Below are 16153 nucleotides of genomic sequence, written 5' to 3' on the forward strand. Positions count from 1 at the left end.
TCGGTCTACCGGCGCGGCGCCGGGACCTCGGGATTGATCGGACCCGAGTGGACGGTGCCCGGGAAAGCGGTTTCGGCGTACGGGCGAAAACTGTGAATAGTCCGATCTTCGGCGGGGTACGACCGAACATCCATGGTGTTCCGTACACCTGGCAGCTCTCGGTACGCCACCGAGCCCGCATATGCTCCGACCGTCTACCCCCTATCGGAGGCAACTTGATGCGCCGGAACAGACGCGGACGCTCGCTCAAGGCGCTGGGCGTACTGCTCACCAGTGGTGCGCTCGGTGTGACCAGCGGAGTGGCGGCCCTCGCCGCCGAACCCGTGGCGACGCCCTTCCTCACTGAGATCCACTACGACAACGTCGGCACGGACACCGGTGAGGCGATCGAGGTCGAGGCCCCGGCCGGTACCGACCTGACCGGCTGGCAGCTCGTCCTCTACAACGGCAACAACGGTGCCGCGTACCACACCCGCACGCTGAGCGGGACGGTGCCGGCGGCCGGGGTGGTCGTCGCGACGTACCCGACGGACGGCATCCAGAACGGCGCGCCGGACGGGATCGCGCTGGTCGCCCCCGACGGCGCCGTCGCCGAGTTCCTCAGCTACGAGGGCGGGATGACCGCGGTCGGCGGCCCGGCCGACGGGCGGGCCGCCACCGACATCGGCGTCGCCGAGGGCAGCACCACCCCGATCGGCGAGTCCCTCCAGCGGGTCGACGGGACGTGGCGGGCCCCGGCGCTGAACAGCTTCGGCACCCGCAACAGCGGCGGCGACCCGGACCCGGACCCGGATCCGGACCCGGTCGGCTGCGACACCCCGGTCAGCCACACCATCGCCCAGGTCCAGGGCACCGGCGACGCGACGCCGCTGGCCGGCACCCGGGTCACCGTGGAGGGTGTCGTCACCGGCGACCACCGCACCGGCGGCTACAACGGCATCTACCTGCAGACCGCCGGCAGCGGCGGGCGGGCGCCGGCCGCCGGGACCGCCTCGGACGGCATTTTCGTCTACCTGACCAGCAACGCCGCCAACCACCCGAGCGTCGCGCTCGGCGACCGGGTCCGGGTCAGCGGCACCGCGAGCGAGTTCAACGGGCTCACCCAGGTCAGCATCGGCGCGAGGGCGGACGTGCAGGTCTGCGAGCAGGGCGTCGCGCTGCCGTCGCCGGTCGCGCTCTCGCTGCCGCTGGACGCCCCGGCCCGGGAGTCGGCCGAGTCCATGCTGGTCGCCCCGGTCGGCCAGTTCACCGTCTCCGAGGTCTACAACACCAACCGGTACGGCGAGGTCGTGCTCGCCGCCGGCGACCGGGCCGCGGTGATCCCCACCGACGTCGCCCGGCCCGGCAGCGACGCCGCCCGCGCGGCGGCGGCGGCGAACAGGCTGGCCCGGCTGCTGGTCGACGACGGCCGTACCACCAACCTGGCCGACGCGGGCCTGCTGCCGCCGTACCTGGCGCCGGGCAGCCCGCTGCGGGTCGGGGACAGCGTGGAGGCGTTCGGCCCGACCGTGCTGTCGTACGGGTTCAACGAGTGGCGGCTCCAGCCGACCACCCCGGTCGACGCGGAGACCCCGCCGGCCGCCCGGACCACCTTCAAGGTGACCAACCCGCGTACCCCGGCACCGGCGAACGTCGGCGGCGACCTCAGGGTCGGCGCGTTCAACGTGCTGAACTACTTCGTGCACTTCGGCGGCGACGCCCGGGGTGCCGAGGACGAGGCGGCGCTGGCCAGGCAGGAGTCGAAGATCGTCTCGGCGATCAACGCGCTCGGCGCCGACGTGGTCGCGCTCCAGGAGATCGAGAACTCGGTCCGGTTCAACACCGCCGACCCGCAGCAGGCGCTCAAGCGGCTCGTCGCCGCGCTGAACACGGCGGCCGGGGCGGGCACCTGGGACTACGTGCGTACCCCGGCGGAGCTGCCGCCAGCGGCCCAGCAGGACTTCATCACCACCGCGATCATCTTCAAGCCGGCCAAGGCACAGCCGAAGGGCGCCTCCCGGTCGGTGAACGACGAGACCGTCTGGTTCAACGCCCGGGAGCCGATCGCGCAGACCTTCACGGCCGGCGCGACCACCTTCACCGTGGTGGCCAACCACCTCAAGTCGAAGAGCAGCTCCGACTCGGCGACCGGCGACAACGCCGACACCGGGGACGGGCAGGGCGCGTTCAACGGCGACCGGGTCCGGCAGGCCCGTGCGCTGGCCGCCTTCGTCGACCGGCTCAAGGCCGACAGCGGCAGCGACCAGGTGCTGCTGCTCGGCGACTTCAACGCGTACACCCAGGAGGACCCGATGAAGGTCCTCCACGACGCCGGGTACGTCGACCTGAACGAGGGCGGCAAGGCCAGTTACGTCTTCGGCGGCGAGTCCGGCTCACTCGACCACGCGGTCGCCTCGGCGTCGCTGGCGGAGCGGGTCACCGGGGTCGACGTCTGGCAGATCAACTCGCACGAGTCGTACGCCTTCCAGTACGACGGGCACCCGGCGTTCTTCGCCGAGGACCCGTACCGGGCCAGCGACCACAACCCGATCGTCGTCGGGCTGGAGACCGGGGCGACCGGACCGGTCGACCTGCGACTGCTCAGCGTCAACGACTTCCACGGCCGGCTGGAGTCGCCGGGCAACGCCCCGGACGGCCGCCCGGTCGGCGGTGCCGCCCAGGTCGCCGGCCTGGTCGACCAGCTCCGCGCAGAGAACCCGAACACCGCCTTCGTCTCCGGGGGCGACAACATCGGCGCCTCCACGTTCGTCTCGGCGATCGACGACGACAACCCGACGATCGACGCGCTGAACGCGATGGGGCTGGCCGCCTCGGCGGTCGGCAACCACGAGTTCGACAAGGGCATCGCCGACCTGACCGGCCGGGTGACCGACCGGGCCGACTTCCCGCTGCTCGGTGCGAACGTCTACCGGGGCAACGAGCGGGTGCTGCCGGCGTACTCGGTCAGCAGCGTCGGCGGGATCCAGGTCGGCTTCGTCGGCGTGGTGACCGAGCAGACCGCCTCGCTGGTCAGCCCGGACGGGATCGCCGGGATCACCTTCCGGGAGCCGGTGGCCGAGGCGAACGCGGTGGCCGCGCAGCTCAAGGACGGCAACCCGGCCAACGGTGAGGCCGACGTGGTGGTGCTGCTCGCCCACGAGGGCGCGGCGACCGAGAACATCGGCTCGGCCGAGGCGCTGGCGAACGACCCGGTCTTCGGGAAGTTCACCCGGGCCGACGCCACCATCGACGTCATCTTCAGCGGCCACACCCACCAGCCGTACGCCTTCGAGGTGCCGATTCCCGGCACCGACCGGCTGCGGCCGGTGGTGCAGGCCGAGGACTACGGCAAGCGGCTGGGCAAGGTCGACCTGACCTTCGACCCGGCCACCGGTACGGTCACCGCTGCCGACGCCGCGCTCGTCGACGTGGTCGGCGCGCCGCAGCACCCGGGGGTCGCCGAGATCGTGGCGGCGGCCAAGGAGCGGGCCCAGGAGCTGGGTCAGCGGCCGCTCGGGTCGATCACCGCGGACATCAGGCGGGCGTACAACGAGGCCGGGAACGAGGACCGGGGCAAGGAGTCGGTACTCGGCAACTTCATCGCCGACGTGCAGCTCGCCGGGACCAGCGCGCCCGGCCGGGGCGGGGCGCAGATCGCGTTCATGAACCCGGGCGGTCTCCGGGCCGACCTGCTGTACGCCCCGGACGGGGTGGTCACGTACGCGGAGGCGTTCTCGGTGCAGCCGTTCGCCAACGACGTGGTGACGAAGACGTACACCGGGGCCCAGATCAAGCAGGTGCTGGAGGAGCAGTGGCAGCCGGCCGGTGCCTCCCGGCCGGTGCTCTGGCTCGGCGTCTCCAAGGGCTTCTCCTACACCTACGACCCGGAGGCCGCGCAGGGCTCCCGGATCACGTCGATCTCCCTGAACGGCGCGCCGATCGACCCGAACGGCAGCTACCGGGTGACGGTGAACTCGTTCCTCGCGGCCGGCGGGGACAACTTCGCCACCCTGGCCAGCAACGTCGACCGGGTCACCACCGGCGACAACGACCTGACCATGCTGACCGACTACCTCGCGGAGAACTCGCCGATCACCGCCGACCCCGCGCCGCGCTCGGCGGTCGGCCGGCCCGGCCCCGAGTGCACCACGACGATCACCGGCCGGCACAACCGGGCGTTGACCGTCTTCTCCGGGCTCACCTGCCTGGAGAACGCCACCGTCACCGGTCCGGTGACCGTGCTGCCCGGCGCGTCGCTGCTGGCGACCGGCGGCAGCATCACCGGACCGGTCACCGCCACCGGGTCGAAGACGCTGACCCTGAGCGGTACCAGGGTCTCCGGCCCGGTCACGGTGGTCGCCGCGACCGGCGCGGTACTGGTGGAGCAGGGCAGGGTGAGCGGCCCGGTCTCGGTCGCGCTGGGCCGTGGCGGGGTACGGGTCGACACCGTCACCGTCGCCGGCCCGGTCTCGCTGCTCGGCAACTCCGGCAGCCAGCCGGTACTGGTCGCCGGCAACACCATCAGCGGACCGCTGAGCTGCCTGGCGAACACTCCGGCACCGGGCGACGACGGTCGGACCAACACGGTCCGGGGTCCGGCGACCGGACAGTGTGCCAGGCTGTGACCGACGGTTTCAGTACGGACCGACAGTCGGGTTGACGCATCGCGACCGCGGGTCCGGGACCGGTCACCGGTTCCGGACCTGCGGTCGTCTGTCGTGACGTGCCCCGGAGGACGCCGTTCCTCCGTGGGCGGGAGAGGACGAGGGTGAGCGGGTACCAGCCCGTACCGCTGCCGAGCGGTGCCGGCGCGACGTCCCGGGACGATTTGGTGGCCGGGCTGACCGGCTGGGCCCGGTCCCGGCCGCTGCGGGACCTGGTGGCCGCCTTCGGTGCCGAGCTGCCCGACCGGCTCGCCCCGGCCGAGCTGCTCGGCTGGCTGGACGACTTCTCGGCCCGGCACTGGGACTTCCGCAGTCGCAACGGTGCGGTCGAGCGGGACGAGGTGGTCGAGACCGCGCTCGACCCCGCCGTCGCCGAGCTGGTCCGGTCGGCCGCCGGAGCGCTCGGCCTGGCCGGCCCGCGACCCGTGCCCGGCCGGCGCTACGACCATCTGCTGGTGCTGGGCGGGCTGGCCCGGTCGTGCCTGCAACGGACCGCCTACGCCGCCCGGCTGGTCGACACCGGGGCCGTCGAGGCCGGTGAGATCGCGGCGCTGGGCAGTTTCCGCCCGCTCCGCCCGGCGGAACTGCAACGGCTGCACGTCCCCGCCGACCGGCACCGGATGCGGCTCGACGGTGGCTACGAGGTGGACGCGATGGACCTGGGCATCCGGGCCGCGTTCGGCTGCCCGACGACGGTCGAGCAGCGGCGCTCGGCGGGCGGGATCGACCACCGGTCCTGGTCGGTCGCCGTCTACCGCCCGCCGGGCCGGCCGGTGGTGCGGGTACTGGCCGCGCCGTCGACCGAGCCGGCGACCCGGCGGGCGCACACCTCCGACACGTACCACTTCTGGGCGGCGGAACTCGGGCCGTCGGCCGGGGACCGGGTACTGGTGCTGACCTCGCAGATCTACGTGCCGTTCCAGCACTGCGACGCGATCCGTACGCTGACTCTCGGCTACGGCTGCCAGGTGGACACGGTGGGGCTGGACCCGGCGGTGCTGTCCGGGTACGGGCCGGCGGAGCCGTTGGGCGCGGACCGGTACCTTCAGGAGATTCGGTCCGCCATCCGGTCGATAGGCAATCTGTTGAGCGTGCTCGGATAACCACCGTGCGAACAGGTCGCGGTGGGTGACGCCAATACACCATCTCCTGTGGACGGCAAATCGGATTACTCGCCCGGACCGTGCTACATGGTGGTTTTCGCAGCAACGATTCGCCGGATCGTCGGGGTGTGACTGGCCTAACGGGTCAACTTGGTGCGGGGGACCGAAACGGGGCAGCGCGCCGAATAAAGGAACCCTTAAAGTTACTCCGGCGTCGCCCCACGGGGGGGCAACCGTTCCCTATCTGGGCAGTGCGACGCGTTTCTGTTGCGAGGAGTCCCCTTGCCTCCACGTTCTATTTACCGGTCGATGGCGCTTGCCTCGGCCGTCGCGCTCAGCGCCACCACCGCCGTTGTCGGTGCCACGGCGGCGCAGGCCAGTCACCCCGGCCCCGCCGGCAGCCTGCTGAGCAGCAGCAACGGCACCAACACGATCAGGTTCAACAACGGGTCGACGCTCCGGCTCACCACCGAGGACCCGACCATCACCACCGTGAACGGTGCGGCCTGGGCGCCGGACGGCAGCCGGGCGATCTTCGCCACCGAGAACGGTGAGATCGCGACCATCCGCTACAACGACGGCTGGAACTACTGGTGGGTCTCGCCTTCTCCCATCGAGGGTGAGCCCGTGGTCGAGTACCGCAGCCCGGTCTACCGGAGCGAGGGCATCGGCGTGCTCTGGTCGGCAAAGGAGTCGGGCTCGCCGTGGCGGATCGAGGCGCAGGTCGCCTCGGGCGGTTTCCTGCCGCGCCAGCTCACTCCGGGCGACGGACGGCACTACCTGAACCCCGACTCCGGGCCCGGCGCGCTCTTCGTCTACCAGGTCCAGGGTGGCAGCGCCGACACGCCGTCCGGGCCGTCGGAGGTCGGCGTCTTCGACGGCGACAGCTTCGACACGATCCTGGACGACGCCAGCAACCCGTCGGTCGCGCCGAACGGCAAGCGGGTGGCGTTCGTCCGTGGCGGCCAGATCTACGCCGCCAACATCGACGGCAGCAACGTCGTCGCGATCACCTCGAACGCGGCGGCGCACGACCACCCGACCTGGTCGCCCGATGGCACCACCATCGCGTTCACCAACGGCACCGGTGTGGCGACGGCGCCCGGCGACGGCAGCGGGGCGGCGAACCCGAGCGTGGTGGCGGGGCTGACCGGCATCCCGTCCTACCAGCCGCGTCGGACCGACACGGTGGCCCGGCTCGCCGGGCAGGACCGGTACACCACGGCGAACGCCGTCTCCCAGGCGCACTGGGCGACCGCGTCCGACCAGAACGACCCGCGCCAGTTCGCGGACGCGGTCGTGCTCTCCCGGTCGGACCTGTTCGCCGACGCGCTCGGCGGTGCGGCGCTGGCCGCCGCGAAGCAGGGTCCGCTGCTGATGACCCCGCCGGCCGGGCTGAACGCACCGACCGAGAGCGAGATCCGGCGGATCCTGCCGGTCGGCAAGACCGTCTACCTGCTCGGCAGCCCGGGCGCGATCTCGACGACGGTGGAGAACCAGGTCAAGGCGCTGGGCTACCAGGTCGAGCGGCTCGCCGGCCAGGACCGGTACAGCACCTCGATCGCGATCGCCAACGAGATCAACCCGAACCCGACCTACGTGCTCGCCGCGACCGGGGCCAACTTCCCGGACGCCCTGGCGGCGGGTGCGGCGGCCGGCTCGTTCAACGTGCCGGGGAGTGGCCAGTCCGCGGTGGTCGTGCTGACCGCCGACTACACGCTGTCGCCCGGCACCAAGACCTACCTGGACCGGGTCCGGTCGACCTCGCGGATCGTGGGTATCGGTCTCCAGGGTGCGACGGCGACCGCGCCGTACAACCCGATCGAGATCTTCGGGTCGAGCCGTTACGAGACGTCGCTCTTCACCGCCTGGGCGTTCTTCGGCGGCACCGACTACGCCGGCCTGGCGACCGGGGTCAACTGGCCGGACGCACTCTCCGGCGGCGCCCTGATGGCGACGATCAACGGTCCGCTGCTGCTCACCCGGGGCAACGAGTCCGGGCTCTCCTTCGAGCCCGAGCTCTTCCTCGACGAGCACAGCGGCTCGCTGGACACCGCGCTGATCTTCGGGTCCGCCGCGGTGGTCTCGGCGGGGCAGCAGGCGCCGACCGGTAGCTGGATCAGCGGCCCGGGTGGCTACACCGTGGTGCAGAACCCGACCAACATCGGGATCGTCGGCCTGGAGCGGGGCACCTCCAGCACCGCCCGTGCGGCGGCGACGGCGGCGGACCCGAGCCAGGTCCGTACTCCGGAGCAGCTGGAGGCGGCCGTGGCCGGGCTGAAGGAGCGGCTCGAGTCGCGGTAGTCCGGCAGGACAATGTGTGAAAGGGGGCCGGTCGGTTGACCGGCCCCCTTTCCGCGTCCGGCGCTCTGCACCGTCCCGCCGCCGTTCCGGCTATCCGGCGGTCTCCTCGATCGCCTGCCGGAAGACCCGGGACCGGTGTGCGTAGTTGTCGAACCGGCCGTAGCTGGGGGCGGCCGGGGAGAGCAGCACCACCCCGCCGGCCGGAGTACGCTCCCGGCCCAGCCGGACCGCCTCGGGCAGGTCCTCGGCGGCCAGCGTGGTGATGGTGCCCAGGTCCTTGACCACGTCCAGGATCCGGGGGCCGCTGTCCGGGATGCCGATCAGGGTGGCCACGATCTCCTGCTCGGCGAGGAAGTCCCGCAGCGGGGTGTAGTCGACGCCCCGGTCCTCACCGCCGACGATCACGGTCAACGGACGGCCCGCGTACGCCTCGATGGCGTGGATCGCGGACTGCGGGATCGTCGAGAGCGAGTCGTCGACGAAGGTGATCCCGGACGGGTCCTCGATCGGGGTGAGCCGGTGCTCCAGGACCGGCAGGGTGGCCAGCGCGGCGGCGAGCCGGTCCCGTTCGGCGACACAGTCGACGCCGACCGCCCGCAGCGCGGTCAGCGCCACGCAGAGGTTCCCCTCGTTGTGCCGCCCGACCAGTGGCAGGGCGGTACGCGGGAAGAGCCGCTCGTCACCGAGGCGTACCCAGCGGGTGCCGTCGGGCTCGTCGGCGACGTGGAAGGTGGGCTCGGCACCCACCTCGGGGCTGGCCGTGCCGGCGGGGAGCAGCGGCAGCCCGGGCCGGGCCGCGAGTTCGGCCCGGAGCCGGGTGTCGTGCGCGTTGAATGCCACCCACCGGGGTCCGTGGTCGACGAGGTTCAGCTTGTGCCGGTAGTACTCCGCCTCTCCGCCGGCCCAGTCCAGGTGCTCCGGGGCGAGTGAGGTGAGTACCGCGACCTCGGGCGAGTCGGTCAGGTCGGCGCACTGGTACATCGACAGTTCCAGGACGTAGCGCGGTGCGGGCGGCAGGTCGAGCACCGGTACCCCGATGTTGCCGCCCATCACGTTGGGCCGGTCGACGGCGCTGAGCAGGTGGCTGATCAGGTTGGTGGTGGTGCTCTTGCCCTTGCTGCCGGTGACCCCGATGGTGCCGGCGGCGTGTTCGGCCATCCAGAGCGCCGTACCGCTGGTGATCGGGATGTCGCGCTCGCGCAGGCGTACCACCCAGGGGTGGGTCTCGCCGATCACCGGGGAGCGGACGACCACGTCCGAGCGGAGCAGCACGTCCAGCGCGGCGGGGCCGGTGTGCAGCGGGGCCAGTTCGGCGAGCCGGCCCGTCCAGGGCTTGGCGGCGTACGTCTCCCGGTCCATCACCGCGACGAGTTCGGCCGGCCCGACCGGGGCGATCGCGTTGATCGCCGCGACGCCCTCCCGGCCGGTGCCCCAGACCGCGACCCGCCGGCCGCGCAGATCCGCCAGTTGCACCTGACAACTCCCTCCGGTACGCGCCCAAACTCTAGTCCCGGCCGCCGGTGCGCCGGGTGGGGACGTCGACCCCGGGGCGCTGGCCGGCCCGCTGCGGTCGCCGGTACGGGTGAGCCCGGGCACCGGTCCGGCGGAGTAGCGTAAATCGCTTGTGAGTGAGTTGCTCACTCACTACTGTTGCGCCGTGAACTCGCAGACCCCGTCCGGCCGGGCCCGGCCGCTGCCGCCGGAGGAGCGGCGGGCGGCGCTGATCACGGCGACCCTGGCCCTGATCAGCGAGCATGGGATCAAGGTCACCACCCGGCAGATCGCCGAGGCGGCCGGGGTGGCCGAGGGCACGATCTTCCGGGTCTTCCCGCACAAGGAGGGGCTGGTCCGGGTGGCCGTGGAGACTGCCCTCGACCCGGCCCCGCTGCTGGACGAGTTGGCGGCACTCGACCTGGAGACCCCGTTGCCGGAGCGGCTCACCGAGCTGGCCGCGATCCTCCAGCGCCGGCTGACCAGCATCTTCAACCTGCTGCACTCGGTCGGCATGCACGGGCCGCCGGAGGGCTCGTCGGGTCGGCCGACCGGGACGGGCGGGCTGCGGCCACCGAACGAGGAGATCTACCAGGCCATCGTCCGGGTGCTGGAGCCGGACGCCGACCGTTTCCGCTATCCGCTGTCCGAGGTGGCCCGGCTGCTCCGGCTGCTGACCTTCGCCGGCTCGCATCCCCGGATCTCCGACAACCAACCGCTCACTCCCGAGATGATCGCCGCCGTGCTGCTGGACGGCGTACGTAAGCCCGGGCCCACCGAGGTCGCCCGACCGGCCGAGGGGTCCGGCTCGGGAGACCACGCTCACCACAACCGACCGGACCGGTCATGACCGGTCACCGCGTCCTCGATTCGGGGGGTCGTCGATGCTGAACCGACTACTACGTACCTATCTGCGGCCGTACGGCCGACCGCTCACCGCCGTGGTGCTGCTGCAACTCGTCGGCACCATGGCCTCGCTCTACCTGCCCAGCCTCAACGCCGACATCATCGACAAGGGCATCGCCCGGGGCGACACCGGCTACATCGTCAGTACCGGCGGCTGGATGCTGCTGGTCACCCTGTTGCAGATCGCCTGCTCGATCGCCGCCGTCTATTTCGGCGCCCGCACGGCGATGGGCTTCGGTCGGGACGTACGCGGGGCGATCTTCCACCGGGTGATGGGCTTCTCCGCCCGGGAGGTCGGCCAGTTCGGGGCACCGTCGCTGATCACCCGCACCACCAACGACGTGCAGCAGGTGCAGATGCTGGTCGTGGTGACTTGCACGATGCTGGTGGCGGCACCGATCACCCTCTTCGGTGGTGTGATCATGGCGCTGCGCGAGGACGTCGGCCTCTCCTGGCTGATGCTGGTCTGCGTACCGGTGCTGGTGCTGGCGATCGGTCTGGTGATCCGCCGGATGGTGCCGCAGTTCCGGCTGATGCAGACCCGGATCGACACCGTCAACCGGGTACTCCGGGAGCAGATCACCGGGATCCGGGTGGTCCGGGCGTTCGTCCGGGAGCCGTACGAGACCCGGCGGTTCGAGGCGGCGAACGAGGACCTGACGGACACCGCGCTGCGGGTCGGCCGGCTGACCGCGCTGATCTTCCCGATCGTGATGCTGGTGCTCAACCTGTCGAGCGTGGCGGTGCTGTGGTTCGGTGCGCACCGGATCGAGTCGGGGCAGATCCAGATCGGGGCGCTGACCGCCTTCCTGACGTACCTGATGTTCATCCTGATGTCCGTCATGATGGCGACCTTCATGTTGATCATGGTGCCCCGGGCGGCGGTCTGCGCCGAGCGGATCATGGAGGTGCTGCGGACCGGATCGTCGGTCGTACTGCCCGAGGAGCCGGTACGCGAGGTGCGCGGCCGCGCCGAGCTGGAGCTGCGCAACGTCCGGTTCCAGTACCCGGGCGCGGCGGCGCCGGTGCTCCGGGACATCTCGTTCCGGGCCAGGGCCGGGCAGACGACGGCGATCATCGGTAGCACCGGTGCGGGCAAGACGACACTGCTCGGGCTGGTACCCCGGCTCTTCGACGTCACCGGCGGCGCGGTACTGGTCGACGGGGTCGACGTCCGCGAACTCGACGCCGACCTGCTCTGGGACCGGATCGGCCTGGTGCCGCAGCGGCCGTACCTCTTCTCCGGCACCGTCGCCAGCAACCTGCGCTACGGCAAGCCGGACGCGACCGACGAGGAACTCTGGACCAGCCTGGAGATCGCCCAGGCCCGTGACTTCGTCGAGGCGCTGCCGGAGGGGCTGAACGCCCCGGTGGCCCAGGGCGGGACGAACCTCTCCGGCGGGCAGCGGCAACGGCTGGCGATCGCCCGGGCCCTGGTCCGGCGCCCGGAGATCTATCTCTTCGACGACTCGTTCTCCGCCCTCGACCTCGGCACCGACGCCCGGCTGCGGGCCGCGCTGAAACCGGTCACCGCCGATGCCGCGGTGGTGATCGTGGCGCAGCGGGTCTCCACGATCCTGGACGCCGACCAGATCATCGTGCTGGAGGACGGGGCGGTGGTCGGCGCCGGCCGGCACAGCGAACTCCTGGAGACCTGCCCGACGTACGCCGAGATCGTCGAGTCCCAGCTCACCGTCGAGGTGACGGCATGAGCGGCACGCAGAGCGAGCAGAACGGAAGCGGCGGCCAGCACGACGACGGTCGGCCGGCGGAGGAGAACGGCCAGGGTGGGACGATGAACGAGAAGACGGCCCGGGCGACACCCGCCCGGCTGCCGGGCGGCGGTGCCGCCCGGGGCGGCCCGGGATGGGCCACCGCCGGGATGCCGGCCGAGAAGTCGATGAACTTCGGCCCGTCGGCCCGGCGGCTGCTGGGTCTGCTCCGGCCGCACCGGCTGTCGCTGGTCGCGGTGGTCCTGCTGGCGATCGTCAGCGTCGGGTTGTCGGTCGCCGGACCGAAGATCCTCGGGTACGCCACCGACGTGATCTTCTCCGGACTGATCGGCAAGCAGTTGCCGGCCGGTACCACCGCCGAACAGGCCGCCGAGGGTGCCCGGGCGGCCGGCAACGACGGCTTCGCCGAGCTGCTGCTGAAGATGGACGTCATCCCCGGCGTCGGCATCGACTTCGAGCAGCTCGCCCGGATCCTGCTGCTGGCGGTGCTGCTCTTCCTCGCCGCCAGCCTGCTCGGCTGGCTTCAGGGCTACGTCCTCAACGGCGCCGTGCAGAGCACCATCCGGCAGTTGCGCTCGGACGTGGAGGCGAAGCTCAACCGGCTGCCGCTGCCGTACTTCGACGGTCAGCCCCGGGGCGAGCTGCTCAGCCGGGTCACCAACGACATCGACAACATCTCGCAGACCCTGCAACAGACCCTCAGCCAACTGCTCACCTCGCTGCTCACCGTGATCGGCGTACTCGGGGTGATGTTCTGGATCTCGCCGCTGCTGGCCGTGGTCGCGCTGATCGCGGTCCCGGCGTCGGTGCTGGTCACCAAGCAGATCGCCAAGCGGTCGCAGAAGCAGTTCATCGCACAGTGGACACACACCGGTGTGCTGAACGGCCAGATCGAGGAGGCGTTCACCGGGCACGAGCTGGTGAAGGTCTTCGGCCGGCAGCGCGAGGTCGAGGCGGCGTTCGGTGCGAAGAACGAGGAGCTGTTCAAGGCGAGCTTCGCCGCCCAGTTCGTCTCCGGCATCATCATGCCGTCGATGATGTTCATCGGAAACCTGAGTTACGTGCTGATCGCGGTGATCGGCGGGCTGCGGGTCGCGTCCGGGGCGATGACGCTCGGCGACGTACAGGCGTTCATCCAGTACTCCCGGCAGTTCACCCAGCCGCTGACCCAGGTCGCCGCGATGGCGAACCTGCTCCAGTCCGGGGTCGCCTCGGCGGAGCGGGTCTTCGACGTACTCGACGCCGACGAGCAGACCCCGGACCCGGTCGAGCCGGCCCGGCTCACCGAGCGGCACGGCCGGGTCGAGTTCGCGCACGTCTCGTTCCGGTACGAGCCGGAGAAGCCGCTGATCGACGACCTGTCGCTGGTCGCCGAGCCGGGGCACACGGTGGCGATCGTCGGACCGACCGGAGCCGGCAAGACCACCCTGGTCAACCTGGTGATGCGCTTCTACGAGCTGGACGCCGGACGGATCACCCTGGACGGGGTCGACCTCACCGAACTGCGCCGGGACACCCTGCGCAGCGAGATCGGCATGGTGCTCCAGGACACCTGGCTCTTCGGCGGGACGATCCGGGACAACATCGCGTACGGCAACCCGGAGGCGAGCGAGGAGGAGATCCTCGCGGCGGCGAGGGCCACCTTCGTCGACCGCTTCGTCCGCAGCCTGCCCGACGGCTACGACACGGTCATCGACGAGGAGGGCAACAACGTCAGCGCGGGCGAGAAGCAGCTCATCACCATCGCCCGGGCGTTCCTGGCCAACCCGTCGCTGCTGATCCTGGACGAGGCGACGAGTTCGGTGGACACCCGTACCGAGGTGCTGCTGCAACGGGCCATGGCGGCACTGCGGGCGGACCGGACCAGTTTCGTGATCGCGCACCGGCTCTCGACCATCCGGGACGCCGACCTGATCCTGGTGATGGAGAGCGGCCGGATCGTCGAGCAGGGCACCCACGCCGAACTGCTGGCCGCGAAGGGCGCGTACCACCGGCTCTACCACGCGCAGTTCTCCCAGCCGGTGGCCGACGTCGAGCCGGCGATGGTGGCCGGGCCGGGCGGCGTACCGGCCGGGGCACCCCGGCAGCGGGGGTGACGGGCGCACGACGAGGTGCCGGCGCCGGCTGGGGCTCCGCCCCGGCCGGCGCCGGTAGGGTGCGGGTATGAGCTCAGAGGCTGTCGGCAGGCATATGCCCCCGGTCGTGACGCTCGATGACCTCACGGCGATGATGGCCGCCGACGAGCACCATCGTTACGAGATCAGCCCTGAGACAGTTCTCTCGATCACGCCGCCGCCCGGGTATGCCCATGCGATCATCGCGACGCGGCTGATGGTGTGGCTTGCCGGCGCGGGTGTCCCGGCCGACCGGATCGCGCAGGCGGTCGGTTTACGCATTCAGGGTCGAAACGGCGTCGGCGGACGCATCCCCGACCTGGTGGTGTGGAGCAAGGCCCAAGCCGACGGCATCTGGTTGCCGGTCGCCGACGTACTCCTCGTGGTGGAGATCGTCTCGCCGGGCTCCGAGGGCGTGGACACGGTGACCAAACGCAGCGAATACGCGGCCGCCGGCATCCCGCAGTACTGGGTGGTCGACCAGGACCCGGCCCAAACCGTCACCATGCACCGCCTGGACGGCGACCACTACGCCGTACGGGCGAGCATGCCGCTGGCCTGGGTGCTCAACACCAGCCCGAATGAGCACGACCTCGGCTGACATCCACAAGCGCAGAAAGCCCTCGACCTCAACGGCCGAGGGCTTTCATCTTCGTACTGAACTGCCCCAAGCCGGCTGGGCCGGGATCAGTTCTGCTGGCTGGCCAGGTTGACGAACGCCTGCCACTTCTCGGGGGTGAAGGTCAGCGTCGGTCCCTGCCGGTCCTTGCTGTCCCGGACCAGGACCCGGCCGGGAAGGTTGCCGGCAACCTCCACACAGTTTCCGCCGCTCTGGCCGCTACGGCTGGACGTGCGCCAACTCGGCCGCTGGGTCGTCATACTCATTCACCAACCTCAAGATCAGATCTCTTGACTGGTCACACGGGAGCGCGACTGCCGATACAGCCTGCCACGTTCGCTCCAACTCCGTTACGCGGGTGGGCTCTGCGACCACCCGATCTTCGTAGAAGTCCTCTAGGAGGCCAACCCTGCCGCCGTCCTCCAGGCATGCCAGGGTGAACGACCCGCTGCGGCCGGCATGCAGCCCGGCGGAGTCGGGGACGACGTGGACGAAGATGTTCGGCCGGGCGCTGGTGTCCGCCAGGTGTAGCAATTGGTCCTTGGCTATGCCGGGCGGGCCGCACCGGAGGGCGGCGGCGTCGATGATGAACGCGAAGGCAGGGTGGTCCTCCCGGTCGAGAATGGCGGCCTGCCGCTCCAGTCGGTTGGCGACCCGATCCGCCACCTCGTCGTCGGAGAGCATTCCGGTGCTGGCGAAGACCGCCCGCGCGTACGCCTCCGTCTGCAACAGACCGGGAATCAGGGTGGCCTGGAAATAGCGGAGGATCACCGCCGTCTCCTCCACGTCTCGCCAGGGCCGGAACCAGCTCGGGCCCGGCTTCCGGTTCTTTCTGGCCTCGGTGGACAGTTTTTGGATCTCGTCCCCGGTCTCGAAAAATGCGTCCAGGGCCGCCGCCGTGTCCTGCTTCGGAGAGAGCCGGCTCGTCTCGAACGCCGCGATCAGCGACTTGCTGACCTGCACGCCCTCGGCTACCTGATCTTGGGTAACGCCTCGCTCGGCCCGCAGTTCCTTGAGCCGTGTTGGAAGATTACTCACGTTCAGTGCCCTCCTGTAGCCGACTGCGATCCGGAGTATCCGTCGTTTGTGCCCGCCGATTATCTTCCGTCACCGTGCGGTCACAGTCCAGGGTGGATTCGGACGGAGGCACCGAAACGGCGGGGCCGCGGCGTGCCAGATATCGGCCCCGCCCCGCTCAATTTCCAGGAGGTGACGGATGCGTTTTCACCGAGTACGGCGA

At 70.9% G+C, this 16153-nt stretch carries 10 protein-coding genes; 7 read left to right on the forward strand and 3 right to left on the reverse strand.

Annotated elements, in window-relative coordinates:
- The first annotated feature begins 218 nt into the window (after window positions 1–218).
- From C6361_RS35835 to C6361_RS35845, 3 genes are all read left to right on the forward strand, one after another.
- Window positions 219–4604, forward strand: coding sequence for an ExeM/NucH family extracellular endonuclease (locus tag C6361_RS35835; protein ID WP_107270539.1), 4386 nt, complete (start codon window positions 219–221; stop codon window positions 4602–4604).
- Window positions 4605–4747: 143 nt separating this feature from the next.
- Window positions 4748–5746 carry a hypothetical protein gene (locus tag C6361_RS35840; RefSeq protein ID WP_107270540.1) on the forward strand — a complete coding sequence of 333 codons (999 nt, stop codon included), beginning with the start codon at window positions 4748–4750 and terminating at the stop codon, window positions 5744–5746.
- Window positions 5747–6055: 309 nt separating this feature from the next.
- Window positions 6056–8050, forward strand: a complete 1995-nt coding sequence (locus tag C6361_RS35845; protein ID WP_107270541.1) for a cell wall-binding repeat-containing protein — start codon at window positions 6056–6058, stop codon at window positions 8048–8050.
- Window positions 8051–8140: 90 nt separating this feature from the next.
- Here the strand turns inward: C6361_RS35845 and murD are convergent, their stop codons facing one another.
- Window positions 8141–9523 (reverse strand): UDP-N-acetylmuramoyl-L-alanine--D-glutamate ligase, encoded by a 1383-nt coding sequence (murD, locus tag C6361_RS35850; RefSeq protein WP_107270542.1) that lies wholly within the window; start codon window positions 9521–9523, stop codon window positions 8141–8143.
- 184 nt (window positions 9524–9707) lie between these two features.
- On the opposite strand from murD, the gene C6361_RS35855 reads away from it, so the two are divergent.
- The 4 genes from C6361_RS35855 to C6361_RS35870 all read left to right on the forward strand — a co-directional run bounded on the left by C6361_RS35855 (window position 9708) and on the right by C6361_RS35870 (window position 14895).
- Window positions 9708–10391: a TetR/AcrR family transcriptional regulator gene (locus tag C6361_RS35855; RefSeq protein ID WP_159079640.1), complete on the forward strand. Its 684-nt coding sequence runs from the start codon at window positions 9708–9710 to the stop codon at window positions 10389–10391.
- A gap of 34 nt (window positions 10392–10425) precedes the next feature.
- Window positions 10426–12159 (forward strand): ABC transporter ATP-binding protein, encoded by a 1734-nt coding sequence (locus C6361_RS35860; protein WP_107270544.1) that lies wholly within the window; start codon window positions 10426–10428, stop codon window positions 12157–12159.
- Window positions 12160–12242: 83 nt separating this feature from the next.
- Window positions 12243–14276: an ABC transporter ATP-binding protein gene (locus C6361_RS35865; protein WP_107271397.1), complete on the forward strand. Its 2034-nt coding sequence runs from the start codon at window positions 12243–12245 to the stop codon at window positions 14274–14276.
- Window positions 14277–14382: 106 nt separating this feature from the next.
- Window positions 14383–14895 carry a Uma2 family endonuclease gene (locus C6361_RS35870; protein WP_234359207.1) on the forward strand — a complete coding sequence of 171 codons (513 nt, stop codon included), beginning with the start codon at window positions 14383–14385 and terminating at the stop codon, window positions 14893–14895.
- Window positions 14896–14981: 86 nt separating this feature from the next.
- On the opposite strand, the gene C6361_RS35875 is transcribed toward C6361_RS35870, so the two are convergent.
- Together C6361_RS35875 and C6361_RS35880 are read right to left on the reverse strand one after the other, a co-directional pair.
- On the reverse strand, window positions 14982–15173 hold the full coding sequence (locus C6361_RS35875) for a DUF397 domain-containing protein (protein ID WP_107270546.1): 192 nt from the start codon (window positions 15171–15173) through the stop codon (window positions 14982–14984).
- Window positions 15133–15951 carry a helix-turn-helix transcriptional regulator gene (locus C6361_RS35880; protein WP_159079641.1) on the reverse strand — a complete coding sequence of 273 codons (819 nt, stop codon included), beginning with the start codon at window positions 15949–15951 and terminating at the stop codon, window positions 15133–15135. Before C6361_RS35880 ends, C6361_RS35875 begins: the two co-directional genes overlap by 41 nt.
- Window positions 15952–16153: the final 202 nt, after the last annotated feature.

The organism is Plantactinospora sp. BC1, from assembly GCF_003030345.1.
Lineage (GTDB): Bacteria > Actinomycetota > Actinomycetes > Mycobacteriales > Micromonosporaceae > Plantactinospora.

What these genes read in the sequence shown, in the direction of transcription:
- C6361_RS35835 (WP_107270539.1), top strand. Translation starts at nt 219, where the DNA reads ATGCGCCGGAACAGACGCGGACGCTCGCTCAAGGCGCTGGGCGTACTG.
- C6361_RS35845 (WP_107270541.1), top strand. Translation starts at nt 6,056, where the DNA reads ATGGCGCTTGCCTCGGCCGTCGCGCTCAGCGCCACCACCGCCGTTGTC.
- C6361_RS35860 (WP_107270544.1), top strand. Translation starts at nt 10,426, where the DNA reads ATGCTGAACCGACTACTACGTACCTATCTGCGGCCGTACGGCCGACCG.
- C6361_RS35865 (WP_107271397.1), top strand. Translation starts at nt 12,243, where the DNA reads ATGAACGAGAAGACGGCCCGGGCGACACCCGCCCGGCTGCCGGGCGGC.
- C6361_RS35875 (WP_107270546.1), bottom strand. Translation starts at nt 15,173, where the DNA reads ATGACGACCCAGCGGCCGAGTTGGCGCACGTCCAGCCGTAGCGGCCAG.